Genomic DNA, 20997 nt, shown 5'->3' on the forward strand with positions numbered 1-20997 from the left:
TTGGCAAAGCGACCACGGAGACGGTCGCAACGGGAGGGAGCCTGACCATGACCACGTTCGACAAGCGCGAGCAGGGCTTTGAGGCCAAATTCGTTCACGACGAGGAGCTGATGTTCAAAGCCACGGCCCGGTCCAACAAGCTGCTCGGCATGTGGGCCGCAGGGCAGCTCGGGCTGAGCGGCGATGCCGCAACCAGCTACTCGACGGAGCTCGTGACCGCCAATCTGGACAACAAGACGGTCGATGATGTCCTGCGAAAGGTCTCCGGCGATCTCGCCGGCAAGGGAATTACGCCCGAGCAGGTTGCGCAGAAGCTCCAGGAATTCCTGCATCAGGCCGTACAGCAGCTGAAGGGGCCCGAATAGGATGGTCCCGAGCATGCAGATGTCTTTCGGAGGTCACAGCTCCATGTGGACGATCTCGATCGGCTCGCCGCCGAGGCCGTGGGAGAAGTAACCCCGCCTGATGCTCCTGAAGCCGTGCTTGCGGTAGAAGCCTTCGGCGTTGATGGTCGCCTCGAGCCTGATCGGCCCCGCGTGGCCGACCTTCGCCGCGGCTATCCCGATCTCGAGCAGCTTTCGCCCAAGTCCCGTGCCTGCCGCTTCGGGCAGGATAAACAATCGGGTGACTTCGCCCGGCTCCGCGTCGACAAAGCCGACCACCTCGCCATCGCGAAGGCCCACGGTCATTCGTTCCCTGGCGATGAGATTTTCGTAGAACGCCACCGTGCGGTCGCCCATCCAGTTCACGATCTGGTCGCGGGAATAGGATGTTCCGGAAAGGCCGCTGATCGACGCCTTGGTGAGATTGAAGACCGTTTCCGCGTCGTCGCGGCGGGCGGCCCTGAATGAGAAATCGGTGTCCGTCACGGGAGTTGGATTGGGCGTCATTCGTGATTCCGCGTGGCCGTGTCGCTCAGGCGGTCAACGAAGGCGATCCCGATCGCCGACGCCACGAAGGTGATGTGAATCAGGACCTGCCACATCACGCCCTGCTCGGTAAAGCTGGCGCGGCCGGAGCCGAGATTGCCGGCCTCGATGAAGGTGCGCAGCAGCGCGATCGAGGAGATGCCGATGATGGCCATCGCAAGCTTGATCTTCAGCACGCTCGCATTGACGTGGCCGAGCCATTCCGGCTCGTCCGGATGGCCCTGGAGATCGAGCCGCGAGACGAAGGTCTCGTAACCGCCGACGATCACCATCACCAGGAGGTTCGAGATCATGACCACGTCGATCAGCGCCAGCACGCTCATCATGATCTGCTGCTCGGTCAGATCGAGCGCGTGCCAGGACAGATGCCAGAGCTCCTTGACGAACAGCGCAATGTAGACGCATTGCGCGACGATCAGCCCGAGATAGAGCGGCAGCTGCAGCCAGCGCGAGCCGAAGATGACCATCGGCAACGCGCGCAGGCGCGGCGAGGCCGGAAGGCGGGGCTGGCTCGTCGTCTCAGGCTCGCTGGACATTTTCAGGCAATTCCCCGCTTCGGTTGCACGGTGGCCAGATGTAGCCCGACATGATGGCCTGCGGAAGACGCGACGTCAGGATCGTGCGCCACCTGCGGCGAGATGCTATCCTGACCTCCGGGCGGCGCTGATTTTCAGCTGACATCATTGGAGACATCGTGCGGACGATTGCGGCTGTTGCAACCATCGTGCTCTGCGGAGCCGCGATCACCGAAGCGGCCGCGCTGCCGTTGACGCCATTTCGCTACGCGGACCAGGCGCAACGCTATTGTCCGAACGACAAGGTGGTGTGGCTGGATTTCAGAAAAGGGCGCTACTACGCCAAGGGCCAGAAGCTCTACGGGCAGGGGTTTGACGGCAGCTTCGTCTGCCTGAACGAAGCCAAGAGTAGCGGCTATCGCCGCTCGCTGCTGGGCGTACGCTGAGCTGGCGCAGATCGCGTGCGTTGCTGGTTATTTGCTCTCGCTCGGCAGCTTGACCGGTACGTGCGGGGAGCTGCTGACGACGCGGGGGCTTCCGTCCGGATAACTGCGGCTCGTCCGGATCAGCGTTTCCAGAACCAGAATGAATTTCTCGGCAAGCATGTCTCGTCACCCTCGTTGGTGATGGCCTCTTGAAATTGAGTCGAGGCGCGAGTGGCGGAAATTCAATCAACTAAAAGGGAGGCGGGCGGTCCGAAAACACTGGACAAGCCGACCGGGCGGGCTATTGCGCCGCAACATCGCGGCAGACGGATAGGGAAAGGTTAGCGCGCCTCAGGCGAACGCCAGAGCCATCAAACTCGAGCAGAGCAGAACCAAGCCGCCTGCGGTCAACGCCAGAAAGCCGTCGGACACCAGATCATGGTTGTGCATAGGACACCTGCCGCTCTCTTGCTCGATGCTCGACCGGATTGATTAAAAGTTTCCGAACGCGCTCAACTGAAAGAGGTGATGCGTCCGCGCGAGGCATTATGCCCTCGTGCGGTATCCTTCGAACGCATGGGCAAGGAAGATCGCCGCGCTTACCAGACCCATCAATGCCGAAACCGTCTCAATCATCGCAAACTTCCGTTGCGCCCCTCGCACACACGACAAGACGCGTACCGCCTTGCACAGTCAAAAGGATTCCAATGTGCGCACTTGCAATCGGGAAGCAGTGAGGATTCGGCGCAACAGTTTGTCCAGGACTGGGACGGGAATAGGGCGCTTCGTGCGCCGGCACGCCGTAGATAAACGGGGAGAATGCCAACCTCCGGTTTACCATCTCGACGGGAGAGTCACGCGCTCCCCATTTCCGCCGTGATCACGTTGCGATATCGTCACCACTTCCGAACCGGTGGTGGGCCGTTTCGGGCAAAGTCCGGCAGAAGGCCTCCTTGTGGGCACGCGTCCGGCGAGATGGTATTGGGGCGAATGGGGATCCGACGGTCAGATTCGATGGTGCGGGCCGCGCGTGGTGTTGCGGCTGCCGCAACCTGCCTCGTGCTCGCGAACTGTGCCTCATCGGGCAAATTCGCCAGCCGCGTCGATCCGAAATACGGCGTGTCCTCCAGCCCACGCGTAGTGGCCTGGGGTGATCCCGTGCCGAAGGGCGGCGGCACCTACCGCGTCGGCAAGCCCTACGTGGTGGCCGGCAAGACGTATGTGCCGGAGGAAGACGCCAACTACCGCGCCGAGGGCCTCGCGTCCTGGTACGGCGACGATTTCCACGGCCGCCTGACCGCCAATGGCGAAATCTTCGACATGGGCTCGCTCACCGCCGCGCATCCGACCTTGCCGATGCCGTGTTACGCGCGGGTGACCAACCTCTCCAACGGCAAATCGCTGATCGTCCGGGTCAATGACCGCGGGCCTTATCACGGCAACCGCCTCATCGACGTCTCGAACAAGGCCGCTGAGCTGCTTGAATTCAAAGGCAATGGTGTCGCCAAGGTCCGTGTCGAGTATGTCGGCCGGGCGCCCCTAGAGGGCTCCGACGACCGCCAGCTGATGGCCACCTTGCGCACCGGCATTCCGGCGCCGACCCCCTCGATGGTCCGCGTCGCCTCGGCGAGGCCGTTCGTCCCGGAGCTGTTAGCCTCCAACCATGGCGCGATCCGTGGCGACGTTCCGCTGCCGGAAGGGCGGCCGTACAGCCTCGGCAATACTTCGGCCGACGTCGCCTCGATCAATGCGACCTCGGAAATGTCGGCTTCGAGCCGCGGCCGTGGCCGCGCGCTCCAGAACGCGCGCGCAGTGTCTTATGATGAGGACGGCCGCGATACCTCGGATACGGCGCCATCGGCGGCCTATGTCCCCGACGACGGCGCGGCAGAGGCGCGGAACATCCTGAGCGGCCGCGGGCTCTACTGAGCCGCGCTTTCCTTCAGGAGTTTCACCAGTGCCGCATTGACCTCGTCAGGCCGCTCCTGCTGTACCCAGTGGCCGGCACCGTCGATGATCAGCTTGTGCTTCAGGTTGGGCAGCACGCGCTCGAGCTCATTGACGCGCTTGGAGCCGATCAATCCGGTGATAACGGCATCCTTGGAGCCCGCGATGAACAGCGAGGGCTGATGGATCTGCGCATCCTGCCAGGGCGCGGTCAGTTCCCAATTGCGGTCCATGTTGCGATACCAATTGAGGCCGCCGCGGAAGCCGGACTTGCGATAGGTCTCGGTGAAATAGGCGAGGTCTGTCTCCGTCAGCCAGCTCGGCAGCGGCTCCGAGCCGCTGGCGTGGCCGAGAAAACCCTTGTCGTCCTGAACGAACATTGCCGCAGTCGGATCCGATAGCCCGCGCCCGCCCAGCACGACGCGCATGGTGTGGGCGACATCTCGCTCGAGCTCGGTCTCGGCAACGCCGGGTGTCTGAAAGTACTGCCAGTAGAAATTGGTGATGCCGTTGTCGCGCAACAGGTCGAGTGGCTTGCCGCGGCCGCGGAGCGGCGGCGGAACGCTCAAGCCTGCCACCGCCGTGAACATGTCCGGCCGGAACAGCGCCGCATGCCAGGCCACCGGCGCGCCCCAGTCGTGGCCGATGATCATGGCCTTGGTCTCGCCAAGTGCGCGCACCAGGGCAACGACGTCACCGACCGTGTCGAAGATGGAGTAGGCGGCGACGTCCGAGGGGGCCGTGGTTCGGCCATAGCCCCGCATGTCTGGGGCGACGACACGAAAACCGGCCGCCGCCAGCGCCGGGATCTGGTGACGCCAGGAGTAGGAGAGTTCCGGCCAGCCATGGCAGAGGACCACGAGCGGTCCCTGGCCCTGTTCGCGAACGAAAAGATCGATCCCATTGGCTGGGATCACGCGGGAGGAGGACATCGCTTTTCCGCCTTTTTTCAGAGGTTTGGTCGGAAATCGTGAGGCGCCACGATAGGGACGCCGGCCCGCCTGTGCAATCTTCGGGTGATGATCCGGTTCCCCTTGTTGTTTGCGCAGGGGCCAACTGTTAGAACGCCGCTCTCAGGGCTTCGCCATGGCATTTCGCTTTCCTCCGACCCGCCCATCCCGGTTCGCCGCCGGGTGGCTGGCGCGCGGGCTCGTTGTGGCCGGCGTGGCCTTCGGCCTCGGCTGGGGTGGGGTGCTCTATGCCGCCAATCAGAGCGTGCAGGGCGCCAAGAAGGAAGAAGGCGGTTTTGATGGCGACGCGCCGACCGCAATTCTGATCGAGGCGTCAAGCGGCAGCGTCCTGTTCGAGAAGAATGCCGACGAGCTGCGTGCGCCCTCCAGCATGATGAAGCTGATGACCGCGGAGGTCGTCTTCAACGCGGTCAAGAAGGACGACATCAAGCTGACCGATGAATATCGGATCAGCGAGAACGCCTGGCGGAGAGGCGGTGCGCCCTCCGGCGGCTCGACCATGTTTGCGGCCATCAACAGCAAGGTGTCGGTCGACGATCTCCTGCATGGTGCGATCATCCAGAGCGGCAACGACGCCTGCATTGCGCTTGCCGAGGGCTTGGCCGGCAACGAGCGCCTTTTCGCCACCGATTTCATGACCAAGCGCGCCCGCGAGCTTGGCCTGACCAAATCGACCTTCGCCAATTCGAACGGGCTGCCCGATCCCGGCAACAAGATGACGGTGCGCGAACTCGGCATTCTCGCGCGCCACATCATCCTGGACTATCCCGAGTTCTACAAACTCTTCGGCGAGAAGGAGTTCACCTGGAACAAGATCCGCCAGCCCAACCGAAATCCGCTCCTCAATGCCATGCCCGGTGCTGACGGCCTGAAGACGGGCTTCACCAAAGAGGGCGGCTACGGCATGGTCGGCTCGGCCGTGCAGGACGGCACGCGGCTGATCGTCGTCGTCAACGGTCTTGAAGACTCCGAGGATCGCGCCACCGAAGCCAAGAAAATGCTGGAATGGGGGTTTCGCAACTTCGAGACCCGAACCCTGATCGCGGCCGACCAGCCGGTGGGCTATGCGAAGGTATTCGGCGGCGAGAGCCGCTCGGTCAAGCTCGTCGCCAAGACTCCGGTCAAGGTGATGGTGCACAAGAACGGCGGCGACAAGCTGATCGCGCGTATCGTCTATAGCGGTCCGGTGCGCGCGCCGGTCCAGGAGGGGCAGCCGGTCGGCGTAGTGCGGGTCTGGCGCAGTGGTCAAATCGCCGTGGAGACACCGGTTTATGCGGCGGAGGCGATCGGCACCGGCTCAACCATGCGGCGCGCGATCGACGGCGCGAGCGAGCTCGTGATCGGCATGTTCCGCGCGGGCGCCGAGAAGCTCTGATCATGACCGAGATTGCAGTGAAGCCGCCGTCCGGGCGCGGGCGATTCATCACCTTTGAAGGCGGCGAGGGCTCGGGTAAGTCGACCCAGATCAAGCGGCTCGCCGATCGGCTCAACGCCACAAAGCTGAAGACCATCGTCACTCGCGAGCCTGGCGGTTCGCCGGGAGCCGAGATCATGCGCTATCTCGTGCTGTCCGGGATGGGCAAGCTGCTCGGGCCGGATGCCGAGACGCTGTTGTTCGCGGCCGCCCGTGACGACCATGTCCGCACCGTAATCGAGCCGGCACTCAACCAGGGCACGTGGGTCCTGTGCGACCGTTTCGCCGACTCGACACGTGCCTACCAGGGCAGTCTCGGCAGCGTACCTGAAGGCGTCATCAACGCGATGCAGCGGGTCACGATCGGTGATCTCAAGCCGGACGTCACGATCATCCTCGATCTGCCGGTCGAGATCGGTCTCCAGCGCGCGTCGGCGCGGCGCGGCAGCGGCACGCCTGATCGCTTCGAGGGCGAGAGCCTCAAATTCCACCAGGATCTGCGCGAGGCCTATCGCAAGATCGCGGCCGGCGATCCCGGGCGCTGCGTTCTGATCGACGCCAGCGGCGATGCGGACACGGTCGCCGCGCGAATCTGGGCAGCGTTGCGCGATCGGGTGTTCAGCGCACCGACGAAGGCGGCGTCCGCATGAGCCCTCGCCAGACTGAGCGCGAGAGTGCGATCCCGCATCCACGCGGGACCAGCCGCCTGTTCGGCCATCGCGAAGCCGAAGCGGCGCTGCTCACCGCCTATCGCAGCGGGCGCATTCCGCATGCCTGGCTGATTGGCGGACCGCAAGGCATCGGCAAGGCGACGCTGGCGTACCGGATGGCGCGCTTCGTCCTTGCGCATGGCCATCCACTCGTGCCCGCTGTGCAGCGGGCCGAGGATCTGTCGATCGATCCGAGCGACGCCGTGGTGCGTCAGGTCGCCGCCGGCTCGCATGGCGGACTGTTGACTCTGGAGCGCACCGCAAATGATCGCGGCGTGATGCGCACGGTGATCACGGTGGACGAGACGCGCGAGACGATCGCGTTCTTTGGCTCGACGGCGGCTGCCGAAGGCTGGCGCGTCTGCGTCGTCGACACCGTCGACGAGCTCAATCCGAACGCGGCGAACGCGTTGTTGAAGATCCTCGAGGAGCCGCCACGGCAATCGTTGTTCCTGCTGGTCAGCCACGCGCCGGCGCGAGTGCTGGCGACGATCCAGTCGCGCTGCCGCAAGCTGCGGCTGCGCTCGCTTGCGACCGACGACGTGATCGGCGCAGCGGCTGTGGCCGCCGAGCTAGACGTGAGCGATCCGGCTCTGCGAGCGGCGGCCGAGGCTTCCGAGGGCAGCGTCGCGCGAGCGCTGACGCTGCTTGGAGGCGATGCGCTGAAGCTCCAGCAGCGGACCGCGGCGCTGCTCGCGCGCCTGCCGCAGGTCGATCCAAAGGAGTTGCACACGCTCGGCGATTCGCTCGGCACCAGCGACCGCGTGGCGCTTGCCGCCTTCATCGATGGCATTGATCGCTGGATCGTCGAGCGGCTGCATGCGGATGAGGCCAGCGCCAACCAGAACCTGCCGCGCCTTGCACGGCTTGCAGAGGTATGGGAAAAGATCGTCCGCGCCGCGCGCGACACCGAAACCTACAATCTGGAGCGCAAGCCGCTGGTTTTTTCGGTGTTCAGCTGGCTGGCGGACGCAACGCGCTAGGCGCTGGTTTCCATTCTTTTTTGAGAGCCGTAAAGGAATTCGTGGTGGCAACGCGAGCTAAGAAAACCGTCAAACGCAAGAGCGGCAAGAAGGCTGCGAAGAAGACCGCCAAGAAAACGGCCAAGAAGGCCGCGAAGCGGCCGGCCAAGTCGCGTGCGCGCAAGGCTGCCAAGAAGACCAGCAAGGTTGCTGCCAAGACAGCGAAGAACTCCAAGGCCAAGGCGCGCGTGACCAAGACGGCGAAGAAAGTCAGTAAGAAGAGCGCGAGGAAGCAGGTCGTCGCCAAGAAGGCCGCCGGGAAACCGGCCAAGGCCGTGACGACGACCGTGATTGCTGCGCCTCCCGCGGCGCCGGCTCCCGTCGCGGCTCTGCCGAAAGTTGCGAAGCCGAAAGCGCCGCGCGCGCCTGCCAAGAAGGTAGTCGCCCCGCAAGCCGCAGCGTCAGTGGCGGCGCTGTCGCGCGACAACGCCTTCTACATCACGACCGCAATCGCCTATCCCAATGGTCAGCCCCATATCGGCCACGCTTATGAGGCGATCTCGGCCGACGTGCTGGCGCGCTTTGCGCGGCTCGAGGGTAAGGACGTGTTCTTCCTGACCGGCACCGACGAGCACGGACTGAAGATGATCCAGACCGCGCAGAACGAGGGGCTGACGCCGTCGGCGCTGGCGACGCGCAATGCCAACCGCTTCAGGGAGATGGATCAGCGGTTCGACGTCTCGTTCGACCGCTTTATCCGCACCACCGAGGAGCAGCATCACCGCTCCAGCAAGGAGATCTGGCGGCGCATGGCTGCTAACGGCGACATCTATGCCGACACCTATGCCGGCTGGTACTCGGTGCGTGATGAGGCCTACTACGCCGAGGACGAGACGCGCCTGAACGACGACGGCGTGCGGCTCGGCCCGCAGGGCACGCCCGTCGAATGGGTGGAGGAGAAGAGCTATTTCTTCCGCCTGTCGGCGTATCAGGACAAGCTCCTGAAGCTCTATGAGGACAATCCAGAGTTCATCGGTCCGGATGCGCGCAAGAACGAGGTGGTGAGCTTCGTCAGAAGCGGCCTGCGCGATCTCTCGATCTCGCGCACCACCTTCGACTGGGGCGTGAAAGTGCCCGATGACGAAGAGCACGTGATGTATGTCTGGGTCGATGCGCTGACCAACTACATCACGGGGGTAGGCTTTCCTGACGAGAGCGACGCCAATTGGAATCGCTGGCCGGCGGACGTTCATATCATCGGCAAGGATATCATCCGGTTCCACGCCGTTTACTGGCCCGCCTTCCTGATGTCCGCTGGCCTCGCTTTGCCGAAGCGGGTCTATGCCCATGGCTTCCTGTTCAACAGGGGCGAGAAGATGTCGAAGTCGGTCGGCAATGTCGTCGATCCCTTTAATCTCGCCGATCAATATGGCGTCGACCAGATGCGCTATTTCTTCCTGCGCGAGGTGCCGTACGGCCAGGACGGTAACTACAACCACGAAGCCATCGTCGCTCGCATCAATGCGGATCTCGCCAACGACCTCGGCAATCTCGCACAGCGCTCGCTGTCGATGATCGCGAAGCAACTCGGTGGCGTGCTGCCGGAGCCGGGCGAGTTCAGCGACAACGACAAAGCGATCCTGGCCCAGGCCGACGGCATGATCGCGCTTGCGCGCGAAGCGATGGCGACGCAGCAGATGCATCAATGGCTTAACGCGGTGTGGGCCGTGGTCGCCGAAGCCAACCGCTATTTCGCGGGCGAGGCGCCCTGGGCGCTGGCGAAGACCGATCCGGCGCGGCAGAAGACGGTCCTGTACGTGACCGCCGAAGTCGTGCGCCAGATTGCGATCCTGACCCAGCCCGCGATGCCGAGCGCGTCGGCCAAGCTGCTCGACAGCCTAGGCATCCCCGAAGGCGAGCGCACCTTCGCGACGCTCGGCGGCGAGAAGCGGATCGCGCCCGGCTCGACGCTGCCCGCGCCGACGCCGGCGTTCCCGCGCTACGTCGAGCCGGCGGCGTAAGGCCCGGACGATGCTGGTCGACAGTCACTGCCATCTGGATTTTCCGGATTTCTCGGACGATCTCGACGGGATCGTGTCGCGTGCGGCGGCCGCAGGCGTTGGCCGCATGGTCACGATCTCGACGCGGGTGCGCAAGCTCGACCAGCTCATCGCGATCGCCGAGCGCTACGATAACGTCTATTGTTCGGTCGGCACCCATCCGCACAATGCGGATGAGGAGGACGGCATTTCGCCGGACGAGCTGATTGCGCTGACGAAGCATCCCAAAGTCGTTGCGCTCGGGGAGGCCGGGCTCGATTACTTCTATGAGAACGGCTCGCCGGAGGCGCAGGCGAGGGGCTTTCGCGCCCATATTGCGGCAGCGCGCGCAACCGGCCTGCCGCTCGTGATTCACACCCGCGAGGCGGACGAGGATTGCGCGCGCATCCTGGAGGAGGAAGTTGCGAAAGGATCATTTGCCGCCGTGCTGCATTGTTACACTGGCGGACGTGAGCTTGCGCTGAAGGCGATCTCGCTCGGGCTGTACATCGGCTTCACGGGCATCCTGACCTTCAAGAAGTCGGAAGCCTTGCGCGCGCTCGCCGCCGAGCTGCCGGCCGATCGCATCCTCGTGGAAACGGATTCGCCCTATCTCGCGCCAGGCAAATTCCGGGGAAAACGCAACGAGCCGGCTTATGTGGTGGAGGTGGCAAAAGTGCTCGCCGAGACGCGCAGCATATCGCTCGAGCAGATCTCGCGCCAGACCACCGAAAATTTCTTCCGCCTGTTCTCCGGGGTGAAGGCCTGAACCAGGGACGCCGCATGACACTGACGTTGACGATTCTGGGCTGCGGCTCCTCCGCCGGCGTACCGCGCCCTGCGCTCGGCTGGGGCGCCTGCGACCCCAGCAATCCAAAGAACCGCCGCCGCCGCTGCTCGCTGCTGGTCGAGCAGGCCGGCGAGCACGGCATCACGCGGATCGTCATCGACACCTCGCCCGACCTGCGTGAGCAGCTCATCGACGCCAATGTCGACCACATCGACGCCGTGTTCTTAACCCACGAGCATGCCGACCAGACCCACGGCATGGACGATCTGCGCTCGGTCGTGTTGCATATGCGCAAGCGCATTCCGACCTATTTCAATCAGTCGACCGCCAAGGACATCCTGGCGCGGTTCTCCTATTGCTTCATCTCTCCGGAGGGCAGCGATTATCCGCCGATCCTGGCGCGGCATTCCATCGAGGCGGGCGAGACCCAGACCATTTTGGGGAAGGGTGGGGCAGTGAAGATGACGGCCTTCCTGGTGCAGCATGGCCGGATCCCCGCGCTCGGCTATCGCATTGGCGATGCCGCCTACACGCCCGATGTCAACGACATTCCGCGCGAGAGCTGGGGTGTGCTGGAGAATCTCGATCTCTGGATCGTCGACGGCCTGCGCTACACCGGTCACGTCAGCCATTTCAGCATTAATGACGCGCTGTCCTGGATCGAGCGTTTCAAGCCGAAGCGCGCCGTCATCACCAACATGACAGCGGACGTCGATTACGAGGTGGTAAGGCAATCGCTGCCCGCAGACGTGGTGCCGGCATATGATGGTATGCGGCTGGAAACGCGTTGAGCGAGCGTCCTACCAAGCGTAGCGCATGATGGCCTTGCCGGTGTAGGACCGCACCTGGCTGGCGAATTCGCCGTCGAAGCTTGCGGCAGCGGCCCAGCCGTTCAGCCGTCTTAATTCGATCGTCCCGCCCGCAAGCGCCGAGTTCGGAGCCAGCGCCGCGCCGCTGGCGACGTAGCCGAGTCCGGGCAGCGCCTGAAAGGCCGGTGCAACCAAGCTCGCGGCGCTGAAATCATGCGCCCACGCGAGGTGGGTGCCCAAATTCAGCACACCGCCCTGGAGCGCAAAGGACGCGTTGGTGCGCAAGCCCAGTTCGCTGCGGCTGTCGGTAACGCGATCGCTGCCGAAGGCAGCTAAAAAGGCGTTCGTGGCAAAAGCCGGTTGGGTCGCATTGGCCGGCAGGCTGAAGGCCATGAACTGTCCCGCAGCGTAGGCAGTAACGCCGAGCCAGGGCGTCGTGAAGCGGTAGCCGGTCTCGATACGGCCGGAATAGGCATTGGCGTTGAAGGCTGTGTTGAGCTGGTCGATGCCGGGATGATCGCTGGTGATTGCCTGCCAGCCATAGGCGAGCGCCGTGGCAACGTAGGCCTGCCCGACCGTATATCTGACGAAGGTGCCGGCCTGAAACAGATCGGAGCGACCGCTACCAGCGCTGCCGGCGAAATTGGTGCCGCCGCCGGCCATCGCAAAGCCAAGCCGCGTTTGCGGCGACAGGGAGTAATCGGCCCCGACGACCGTTGCAAAAATCCGGCTCGATGAGCCCGCGCCCGGCCCGGCGTTGCTGCCCGCCACTTGCGAGCCGCCGATGCCCGAAGCCCAGACGTTCCAATGCGGCGCGTAAGAGGAGCCAGTGAGGGGCATTTTGCCGTAGACGGCCTCATAGACCTCGCGACCGACACCGCCGCGCGTTCGATCTGACGGGATCGCCGCATAGGCCGCCAGTGTTTCGTCGACGAGCGCTGGCGAAGCGTCTGCTGAGCGGCCGTCGATGGTGGGATCGAGCAGTGTCTGGCTGAACTGCGTCATCGCGAGGAAAGTTGCTTGTGCGGTCTCGGCCTGCGACAGCGCCATTGGGCCAGGTGGCGATGCCGGACCGATGCCGGCGCTCATACCCGAAGGGGGCGCCATGGTCGTAGCAGCGACGCTCGGCTGACTGGTTGGATTGCTGCCGGCGGGAGGTGAGGTCGTGCCGCCGGTGACGATGCTGCTGCCGGGCGCGGCTGGAGGGGCGGTGGCCGCGCTGCCGGCACTCGGGGGCGCCGGTGATGCCGGGCTTGTGGGTGCCTGAGTTGTTTGCGGGGACGGTGCGGAAGCCACCGTCTGCTCTGGCGCAGGCGCACCAACGGGAGCCTCCGGCAGGCCCTGCGCATGCGCGATGCCCGGCAGCAAACCGATCATCAATAGCGGCGCCAGACGCAAAGGTGCGTCTGTGCGCAAGACAAATCGCATGAAGCGCCCCACCGGGCCAGCCGCCCGCCGCGCCAATGGCGCAGCGCCTCGTTCGGGAATCAGCGAATCCGACCTTCTGAAACCGTAGGCAGGTCACGATTTTTTTCAAATCTTTTCCAACCGTTTCCGGGGTTTCACGGAAACCGGACGGTCGCAAAATTCGCAGCGAATCAGGCCGAGATCGCCTTCGCTGAGTCCACCTGGTTGCGCAGCAGGAATTTCTGGATCTTGCCCGTGGACGTCTTCGGGATAGGCCCGAACACCACCGCCTTCGGGGTCTTGAAGCCAGACATCTGTGAGCGGCAGAAGGCGATGATGTCGGCTTCGCTCGCGCTCGCGCCGTCCTTCAGCTCGACGAAGGCGCAGGGCACCTCGCCCCATTTCGGGTCGGGTTTTGCCACCACGGCCGCGACCAGTACGGCCGGGTGCTTGTAGAGGATGTCCTCGACCTCGACGGAGGAGATGTTCTCGCCGCCGGAGATGATGATGTCCTTGGAGCGGTCCTTGATAATGACGTAGCCGTGCTCGTCGAGCACGCCGAGATCGCCGGTGTGAAACCAGCCGCCTTCGAAGGCCTCTTTGGTAGCTTTGTCGTTCTTCAGGTAGCCCTTCATCACGATGTTGCCGCGGAACATGACCTCGCCGATGGTCTCGCCGTCGCGCGGCACCTCCTGCATGGTCTGCGGATTGATGACGGTGACGCCTTCCTCCAGCGGGTAGGGCACACCCTGCCGCCGCTTCATGCGCGCGCGCTCGGGTGCGGAGAGTTCGTCCCAGCCCGGCTGCTCGGCGCAGACGGAGGCGGGGCCATAGACCTCGGTGAGCCCATAAACATGCGTGAGCTTGATACCGATGCTCTCGGCGCCCTCGAGCACCGCAACCGGCGGAGCGGCACCTGCGATCAGGCCGACGACACGGCGTCCGGCCGTTCCTTTGGGCGCGTCGGGCGCATTGATCAGCGTGTTGTAGACGATCGGCGCACCGCACATGTGGGTGACGCCGTGTTGCTTGATCAGATCGAAGATCTTGGTCGGCTCGACCTTGCGCAGGCAGACGTTGATGCCGGCGGATGCGGCAATGGTCCAGGGGAAGCACCAGCCGTTGCAGTGGAACATCGGCAGCGTCCAGAGATAGACCGGGTGCTGGCCGAGATTGCCGGCGAGGATGTTGCTGACGGCATTCAGATAGGCGCCGCGGTGATGGGTGACAACGCCCTTGGGATTGCCCGTGGTGCCCGAGGTGTAGCTCAGCGCGATCGCGTCCCATTCGTCCTGCGGCGGGATCGCATTGAAGCCGGCATCGCCCTGCGCGACCGCAGCCTCATACTCGATCTCGCCGATGCGCTTTCCACCCTTGAACGCGGCGTCGTCGACGTCGATCACGAACGGTTTGGGACCCTTCATCTGCGCAAGCGCATCGGTGATGACGCCGGCAAATTCCGGGTCGACCAGGATGATCTTGGCGCCGCCGTGATCAAGCTGGAAAGCGATCGAAGGTGCATCGAGGCGGATGTTCAAGGCATTGAGCACCGCACCGGTCATGGGGACCGCAAAATGCACCTCATTCATCGCCGGCACGTTCGGCAGCATGGCCGCCACGGTTTCGCCAACGCCGATGCCCTTACCCGCCAGATACGATGCAAAGCGGCGGCACCGCTCATAGGTCTCGGCCCAGGTGAAGCTGCGGCCTTCATAGACGGTGCTGACATGGTCGGGATAGACGGCGGCGCTGCGCGCGAGGAAGCTCAGTGGGCTCAAGGGCACGTAGTTGGCGGGCGTCTTGTCCAGGCCGATATTGTAGTGGTTCTGCCTCTTACTCATCGGCACACTCCCTCAACGCTTCAAAGGAATCCGATCGAAATCCACGGGAAGATCGCAACGATAATCAATCCTACGAGCAACGCCAGCAGATAGCCCCAGATTGGCCTGATGCCTTCGGCGGGGTCAACGCGTCCAATCGCGCAGGCGGCATAATAGCCGACGCCGAAGGGCGGGGCGAACAGGCCGATGCCCATGGCGAGGATGATGACCATGGCATAGTGCACCTCGTGCACCCCGACGGCGCGCGCGATCGGAAACAGAAGCGGCCCGAACAGCACGATCGCCGGGATGCCTTCAAGCACGCTGCCCAGGATGGTGAAGGCCAGGATCGAGACCGCGATGAAGGAGGTGGAGCCGCCGGGCAGCCCGGTCATGGCTGACGCAAGCGAGCGGGAGAAACCGGATTGTGTCAGGCCCCAGGCCATGCCCGTGGCGGTGCCGATGATCAGCAGGATCGCTCCCGACAGAGCGGCGGTTTCGACCAGCATCGGAAACAGCCGTCGCCAGTTGAAGCGGCGGTAGATCAGAAGGCCGACCAGGACGCCGTAGACGATGCCGATGGTCGAGACCTCGGTCGCGGTCGCGATCCCCTCGACCACGGCGTAGCGGATCACGAAGGGCAGCGCGAGCGCGGGCAGGGCGATGACGAAGGTCTTGCCGATCTCACCAGCCGTGGCGCGGCGGACATGGCTCATGTCCTCGTGCCGGTAGCGCCACCAGACCAGCATGCCGAGTGTTAGCGCCAGCACCGCGCCGGGCAACAAGCCGCCGGTGAACAGGGCCGCGATCGAGACGCCCGTGACCGAGCCGATGGTGATCAGCACAAGGCTTGGCGGGATGGTTTCGGTCTGCGCGCCGGTGGCCGCGAGCAGGGCGACGAGATCGCCTGGCTTGGCGCCGCGCTGCTTCATCTCGGGGAAAAGCACCGGCGCGACCGCGGCCATGTCTGCCGCCTTGGCGCCGGAGATGCCGGAGACCAGGTACATGGCGCCGACCAGCACGTAGTGCAGCCCGCCGCGGACATGGCCGAGCAGGCTCGCCAGGAACGCCACCATGGCCCGCGCCATGCCGGTCATTTCGATCAACAGCCCCAGGAACACGAACAGCGGTACCGAGAGCAGGATCAGATGGCTCATGCCCTCGTCCATACGCCCGACCAGCACCATCACGGGCGTCCGCGTCGTCAGCGCGAGGTAGCCGAAGATCGCAAGGCCGAAGCCGAACGCAATGGGAACGCCGGCAAAGACGCAGAAGCCGGCGACGCCGACGAAAAAGATCACCAGGTTGAGATTGCCGAGCGGCCGCAGATAGGGCTCGGCGAGCCAGAACAAACCGACGACGACGGCAACGGTTACGGCAGCCGCCAGCACGGTCCGATAGTCGGTGGCGCGCAGCAGGCGCAGCACCGCAAACGCCGCCATCAGGCAGATGCCGACCGGCAGCGCAGCGGCGCGCCACATGTTCGAGATCTGGAGCGCCGGCGTCGTGATGAAGCTTTCCTCATAGGCGTAATCGTAGGACGGCCAGACGATCATCACGAGAAACGCCAGCGCGGCGCAGACCGCCACGAGATCGAGATACGCCCGCATCGCCGGGCTCGCGCTCGCGACGATCGCCGTCATGCGCATGTGCTCGGAGCGGCGGAACGCCACCGCCGCGCCCAGCATTGCCAGCCACAGGAACAGGATGGATGCGAGCTCGTCGGACCAGATCAGCGGCCGGTGCAGGCCATAGCGTGCGACCACACCGGCAAACAGGATGACGATCTCGGCGACGACAAGGATCGCCGCCGGGAACTCGACGGTGATGCCGAGCACGCGCTCCAGCGAAGCCAGAAACGAAGGTCGGCGAGGGGACTGCAGGGTCACCTCGCCTGCCACCTCGGTCACCTCTGCCTCGATATGAGCCATGACGGCCTTGATGCGTTACGACAGCTTGCCGACGGCCTTTTCCAGAAGGTCCCAGGCCTGGTCGCCGTACTTACCCTTCCACTCGGCATAGAAGCCGGCGCTGCGCAGTTTGTCGCGGAATGGCGCGATTGCCGGTTGGTTGAAGGCCAGGCCTTTGCCCGCCAGTTCCTGCTGCAGATTGGCATTGAGCTTGGCGGTATCTTCGCGCTCCTTGACCGCGGCGGCGTTGATGTTCTTGGCGACGATCGCGCGGACATCCGCTGGCAATTTTTCCCACGCGCGGCGGTTCGCCAGGAACCAGAAGCCGTCCCACATGTGGTTGGTCAGCGAGCAGTATTTCTGCACCTCGTAGAGCTTGGCGGTCGAGATGATCGCCAGCGGGTTCTCCTGGCCTTCGACGACCTTGGTCTGGAGCGCCGAATAGACTTCGCTGAAATTGATCGAGGCGGGCGCCGCATCGAACGCCTTGAACATCGAGGTCCACAGCGGCGACACCGGCACGCGGATCTTGAAGCCCTTCAGATCGTCCGGACCGTTGATCGGCTTGGTCGAGGACGTGGTCTGGCGGAAGCCGTTGTCCCAGATCTTGTCCATGACCTCCAGGCCGGCCTTCTTGATCTCGCCGCGCACATGACCGCCGAGGTCGCTGTCCATGGCCTTCCAGACCGTGTCGTAGTCCGGGAACGCGAAGCCAATGCCGTTGATCGAGGCCGCCGGCACCAGCGTCGCAAGAATCAGGCCGGACAGCGTAAAGAACTCGACGCCGCCGGAGCGGATCTGGCTCAGCATGTCGGTGTCGGAGCCGAGCTGGTTATTCGGGAAGATCTGGAGGTCGAACTTGCCGTCAGTCTCGCTCTTGATCGCCGCGGCCATCTCCTTGGCGCGGATGTTCAGCGGATGCGTGTCCGGCAGGTTGTTGGCGTATTTGTAGGTGAACTGGGCCGTCTGGGCGCGCGCCACATGCGGGGCGCCGATACCGCCGAGGACCGCGGTCGCGGCGGAGGCCTTGAGAAGCGTGCGTCGGGAAAAGCTCATCGGGGGTTTGCTCCCAAAAGGTTTGTTGTTGTTCTGAGACGCAAACCTATACGGACGGAACGCCATGAGGTCATCTGCGATCTCGCGAGGTGTCGCTTATTGCAGCGGAGCCGGGCCGCGGCAATATCGGCTTTCGGAGGTGCGGGCGCGCCACCAAAAAGCGTAAAACAACCCCATGCAAAGTAGCGCCTAGTTGCTGATACAAGCTGAGCGGCTACGATGATTTGGAGGCTCAACCGAATGCGCGTTGTCAGGAATTCCGTCTAAATAACTGATCTAATTCGATATAAAAATATTCCATAATATACCTTATGCGAATTACGGATATGGCGCGCAGAACAGGCGCGACAATTCTTGGGCTACACAGAACCCTGCTCCCGGCCCAGAGTTGTGCAACCAAAGCGCAAGGCATACGTGCGCCAAACACCGCTGCTCATGGGAGGCACATCATGCAAGACGATGGCGAGCGCGGAGCCGAGGCTCACAACGTTCCATTCGATGCCGCCAAGCTCGATCGTCTGATGGAGGCCGCTGGCCTCGACGTCCTGATCGCGACATCGAAGCACAATGTGCAGTACCTGCTCGGCGCGGAGCGCGCGATCTTCTTCGACTACATGGATGCGATGGGCGTCAGCCGCTATCTGCCGGTCCTGGTTTACCCCAAGGGCGTGCCAGGCAAAGCCATCTATATCGGGCATCGTCTGGAGACCCATCAGCGCGCCGTGGCACCGCCCTGGGTGGCGCAGGTGCTGACCGAGTCCAGCGGTTCGGTGGATGCAGTGACCCGTGCCGTTAGCGCCCTGAAGGGCGCCGGCGTGCCGATGAATCGGGTCGGGGTCGAGATGGCATTCCTGCCCATGGACGCAGGGTGGGCGCTGGTCGACGCCCTGCCCAATGCCGAGATCAGGGATGCGTTGCTGGTGCTGGAGCGCCTGCGCGCGGTCAAGTCGGCGGCGGAGCTTGCCAGGCTCAAGACGGCCTCAGAGCTCGTGATCGCATCCATGCTGGAGGTGATTTCGAAGCATGGCTCTGGCACGACCAAGCAGCAGCTGTCCGACGCCTTGCGCGTGGCGGAGGCCCAGCGCGGGCTGACCTTCGAGTATTGCCTGCTTGCCTGCGGCAGCAGCCATAACCGGGCGCCATCGCCGCAGCGCTGGGAGCAAGGCGATGTGCTCTCGCTCGACTCGGGCGGCAATTACCATGGCTATATCGGCGACCTCGCCCGCATGGCCGTGCTGGGCGAGCCGGACGACGAATTGAAGGACCTGCTCGCCGAGATCGAGGCCGTCCAGCGTGCTGCGTTTTCCGCCGTGCGGCCCGGCGCGCTAGGTGGTGCGATCTATGCCGCGGCCGAGCAGGAGCTCGCCAAGATCAGCCAGCGCGACTGCACCGACTTCCTGGCCCACGGCATGGGCCTCGTCAGCCACGAGGCCCCTCGCCTGACAGCCAAGGGCCCGGTTCCCTACGATGATCCCGACGCGCGGCTACCGCTGGAGGTGGGCATGGTGGTGTCGATCGAGACCACGATGAAGCATCCCAGGCGCGGCTTCATCAAGCTCGAGGATACCGTCGCGGTGACGCCAACGGGCTACGAGATTTTCGGCGAAGCTGGCCGCGGCTGGAATATTGGCGGCCGCGCGCTTTAGCGGCGACAAAGAGAGGCTACCCGGCAGCCAGGGTGGAAGTCTAACCCGGGGCTTGCGCGTAAGCCGCGGCGGATCTAATGGCTCGCCCGAACCCAAGCAATAATTTGGTCAACGACCTGATCGATCGTAAGATTGGTCGAGTCGAGAACATGCACACGCCATCGCGGGTCGCCGCGTTGCCAATTGACCCAGCGCTCCCACCGCATCGTATCGAGTTGTCGGCCGCATATCACATCCTGCCGCCACTGGGGATCGACGGCGTGCACGCGCTGCCACGCCGCCCATGACAGCATATCTTGTGTCGCTCCATGTGTTCCACGCTTCCGAAGGCGGTCCAAACGCACTACATCGTGGCAATCGAGGAGCGCGACGCGAATTTCTCCAATGTGGGACGCTGACGGGCAAGCCAGTATTTCCCCCATGATGGCGCCACCAACGATACCCGTATCTTTGCCACGTTGCTTATTTTCGACCGCCACCTGAATCCAGCGCTCGGTCGTGAGTGGTCGCCATTCTGGCGGACAGGGTGAAGGCACGCCAAATTCATCGAAGTCCCGCCAATCTATCTCTGGCAGGGTTGCTCGCAATCCCGGCAGGCTTGCGCTCTTGCCAGAACCACTAGCACCAGTGAGGAAGAACATACATGCGGCCCTTGTCGCGTGAATCTGTGCGCTCGAGTGTCGCTCCTCTCGAGTGTCGCTGCCTTGGCGGCGATTGCAAGGCTCGCGATGTCCGTTCCTGGGCCCAACTCGGACCTCTGGTGAGGTCCGCTGAAGCGCTTTAGCGCGGCGGCAGCAGGTCGATCTCGCTCTGCGCCTTCTTGACGGCGTTCGTGAACCAACTCTGGCTGGGCGCCGCCTTTGCGAAGCACTGGGTGAGCGCGGCCATCGCGTGGTCCTCGCGGGTCATATCGCCCCGCGGGTCCTTCTTGTCGACGGGCTTTGCCATCATCTGTTTCCAGACCTGTTCGCAGGTCGGGACCTCTGCGGTCTTCACGGCGTCGCGGACGGCGACGAAAAAGACATTCTCGCCCTGGATCACGACCACGTCGATTTCGCTGGGCGGCCCCTTGATGTCGCCATTGCCCCGCAAACCCAGCACGGCCACCGCGACGCTCGCCGCTGCAGGCTTGGCGATCGGCAGTTCCGCATATTTGGCGAAGGCGGAGTCCTGGATCGCAGCATAGTAGAACTCTTCCGATTTGAAAGCGGCGTCGACCTCCTGCGGCATGTTGTCTTTGCGGTGATCGCCGAGCCAGTGCTTGAGCAGCCCCGTGGTCGTCACCACGACGTTCGTCTTGTCGCCTTCGTTCCTGAAAACGAGCCCGTCGAGATGGCCGAAGCCGATGTCGTCCTTGTACAGCGTATCGACGTTGGAGGTTGCCTCGGCAGGAAGCCCCTTGATCGTCACAGGCCCGATAAGGCCGCGCAGCACCTCAGACAGCTCCTTGATTGCTGCGTCGTGCTGCTTGCTGGTTTCGTCGTTTTCGGGAGCCTTGGCGAATTTTGCGATGTAGCGATCACGCAGATCAAGGTAGTGCTGCTCTGGAGAAGCCGCACGCGCGTTGGTGGCGAGTACGAGCAGGCAGACGAGGCTAAGCCATTTCATGAGGGTCCCGCGGAGGTAAGAGCTGTCTCCCTTTGTGCC

The 20997-nt window shown here is 63.8% G+C and carries 19 protein-coding genes; 10 read left to right on the top strand and 9 right to left on the bottom strand.

The genetic code is table 11. The features are described from left to right. Window positions 1-47 precede the first annotated feature (47 nt). Window positions 48-365 carry a DUF1476 domain-containing protein gene (locus SO156_RS00535; protein WP_458145839.1) on the top strand — a complete coding sequence of 106 codons (318 nt, stop codon included), beginning with the start codon at window positions 48-50 and terminating at the stop codon, window positions 363-365. Between the two features lie 33 nt (window positions 366-398). On the opposite strand, the gene SO156_RS00540 is transcribed toward SO156_RS00535, so the two are convergent. Both SO156_RS00540 and SO156_RS00545 read right to left on the bottom strand, forming a co-directional pair. Further along, complete coding sequence (locus SO156_RS00540) at window positions 399-890, bottom strand: GNAT family N-acetyltransferase (protein WP_498533492.1); 492 nt, start codon at window positions 888-890, stop codon at window positions 399-401. Then, complete coding sequence (locus SO156_RS00545; protein ID WP_458145841.1) at window positions 887-1465, bottom strand: TIGR00645 family protein; 579 nt, start codon at window positions 1463-1465, stop codon at window positions 887-889. Before SO156_RS00545 ends, SO156_RS00540 begins: the two co-directional genes overlap by 4 nt. A 167-nt stretch (window positions 1466-1632) precedes the next feature. On the opposite strand from SO156_RS00545, the gene SO156_RS00550 reads away from it, so the two are divergent. Both SO156_RS00550 and SO156_RS00555 read left to right on the top strand, forming a co-directional pair. Then, a complete protein-coding gene (locus tag SO156_RS00550; protein ID WP_498533824.1) occupies window positions 1633-1890 on the top strand; it encodes a hypothetical protein in 258 nt (85 codons plus the stop codon). A 993-nt stretch (window positions 1891-2883) separates the two neighbouring features. Further along, on the top strand, window positions 2884-3798 hold the full coding sequence (locus SO156_RS00555; RefSeq protein ID WP_458145842.1) for a septal ring lytic transglycosylase RlpA family protein: 915 nt from the start codon (window positions 2884-2886) through the stop codon (window positions 3796-3798). Here the strand turns inward: SO156_RS00555 and SO156_RS00560 are convergent. Next, complete coding sequence (locus SO156_RS00560) at window positions 3792-4748, bottom strand: alpha/beta fold hydrolase (RefSeq protein WP_458145843.1); 957 nt, start codon at window positions 4746-4748, stop codon at window positions 3792-3794. The genes SO156_RS00555 and SO156_RS00560 overlap by 7 nt on opposite strands. Before the next feature lie 154 nt (window positions 4749-4902). Here SO156_RS00560 and SO156_RS00565 point away from each other — a divergent pair, with 154 nt between their 5' ends. The 6 genes from SO156_RS00565 to SO156_RS00590 are packed head-to-tail and all read left to right on the top strand — an operon-like array spanning window position 4903 to window position 11493. After that, window positions 4903-6162, top strand: a complete 1260-nt coding sequence (locus SO156_RS00565; RefSeq protein ID WP_498533493.1) for a D-alanyl-D-alanine carboxypeptidase family protein — start codon at window positions 4903-4905, stop codon at window positions 6160-6162. Between the two features lie 2 nt (window positions 6163-6164). Continuing rightward, on the top strand, window positions 6165-6851 hold the full coding sequence (gene tmk / locus SO156_RS00570) for a dTMP kinase (RefSeq protein ID WP_458145845.1): 687 nt from the start codon (window positions 6165-6167) through the stop codon (window positions 6849-6851). Continuing rightward, window positions 6848-7894: a DNA polymerase III subunit delta' gene (locus SO156_RS00575; RefSeq protein WP_458145846.1), complete on the top strand. Its 1047-nt coding sequence runs from the start codon at window positions 6848-6850 to the stop codon at window positions 7892-7894. Before tmk ends, SO156_RS00575 begins: the two co-directional genes overlap by 4 nt. A 44-nt stretch (window positions 7895-7938) precedes the next feature. Next, the gene (gene metG / locus SO156_RS00580) at window positions 7939-9894 is read left to right on the top strand and encodes a methionine--tRNA ligase (RefSeq protein WP_498533494.1); all 1956 of its coding nucleotides are present in this window, start codon (window positions 7939-7941) and stop codon (window positions 9892-9894) included. A gap of 10 nt (window positions 9895-9904) precedes the next feature. Then, entirely contained in the window at window positions 9905-10681 is a 777-nt protein-coding gene (locus SO156_RS00585) for a TatD family hydrolase (RefSeq protein ID WP_498533495.1), read from the top strand. Between the two features lie 14 nt (window positions 10682-10695). After that, window positions 10696-11493 (top strand): MBL fold metallo-hydrolase, encoded by a 798-nt coding sequence (locus SO156_RS00590; protein WP_498533496.1) that lies wholly within the window; start codon window positions 10696-10698, stop codon window positions 11491-11493. A 9-nt stretch (window positions 11494-11502) separates the two neighbouring features. Here SO156_RS00590 and SO156_RS00595 read toward each other — a convergent pair whose 3' ends face one another. From SO156_RS00595 to SO156_RS00610, 4 genes are all read right to left on the bottom strand, one after another. Further along, a complete protein-coding gene (locus SO156_RS00595; protein WP_498533497.1) occupies window positions 11503-12939 on the bottom strand; it encodes an autotransporter outer membrane beta-barrel domain-containing protein in 1437 nt (478 codons plus the stop codon). Between the two features lie 170 nt (window positions 12940-13109). After that, window positions 13110-14759, bottom strand: coding sequence for an acyl-CoA synthetase (locus tag SO156_RS00600; protein WP_498533498.1), 1650 nt, complete (start codon window positions 14757-14759; stop codon window positions 13110-13112). A gap of 20 nt (window positions 14760-14779) precedes the next feature. Further along, the gene (locus SO156_RS00605; protein WP_498533499.1) at window positions 14780-16669 is read right to left on the bottom strand and encodes a TRAP transporter large permease; all 1890 of its coding nucleotides are present in this window, start codon (window positions 16667-16669) and stop codon (window positions 14780-14782) included. A 15-nt stretch (window positions 16670-16684) separates the two neighbouring features. Further along, window positions 16685-17704, bottom strand: coding sequence for a TRAP transporter substrate-binding protein (locus SO156_RS00610; protein ID WP_458145853.1), 1020 nt, complete (start codon window positions 17702-17704; stop codon window positions 16685-16687). Window positions 17705-18153: 449 nt separating this feature from the next. Here SO156_RS00610 and SO156_RS00615 point away from each other — a divergent pair, with 449 nt between their 5' ends. Continuing rightward, window positions 18154-19350, top strand: a complete 1197-nt coding sequence (locus SO156_RS00615) for a M24 family metallopeptidase (protein WP_498533500.1) — start codon at window positions 18154-18156, stop codon at window positions 19348-19350. Window positions 19351-19424: 74 nt separating this feature from the next. On the opposite strand, the gene SO156_RS00620 is transcribed toward SO156_RS00615, so the two are convergent. Together SO156_RS00620 and SO156_RS00625 are read right to left on the bottom strand one after the other, a co-directional pair. After that, window positions 19425-19991 (bottom strand): hypothetical protein, encoded by a 567-nt coding sequence (locus SO156_RS00620; protein WP_458145855.1) that lies wholly within the window; start codon window positions 19989-19991, stop codon window positions 19425-19427. Between the two features lie 139 nt (window positions 19992-20130). Next, window positions 20131-20958 carry a hypothetical protein gene (locus SO156_RS00625; protein ID WP_498533501.1) on the bottom strand — a complete coding sequence of 276 codons (828 nt, stop codon included), beginning with the start codon at window positions 20956-20958 and terminating at the stop codon, window positions 20131-20133. Window positions 20959-20997: the final 39 nt, after the last annotated feature.

This window comes from Bradyrhizobium sp. UFLA05-125 (genome assembly GCF_059803515.1).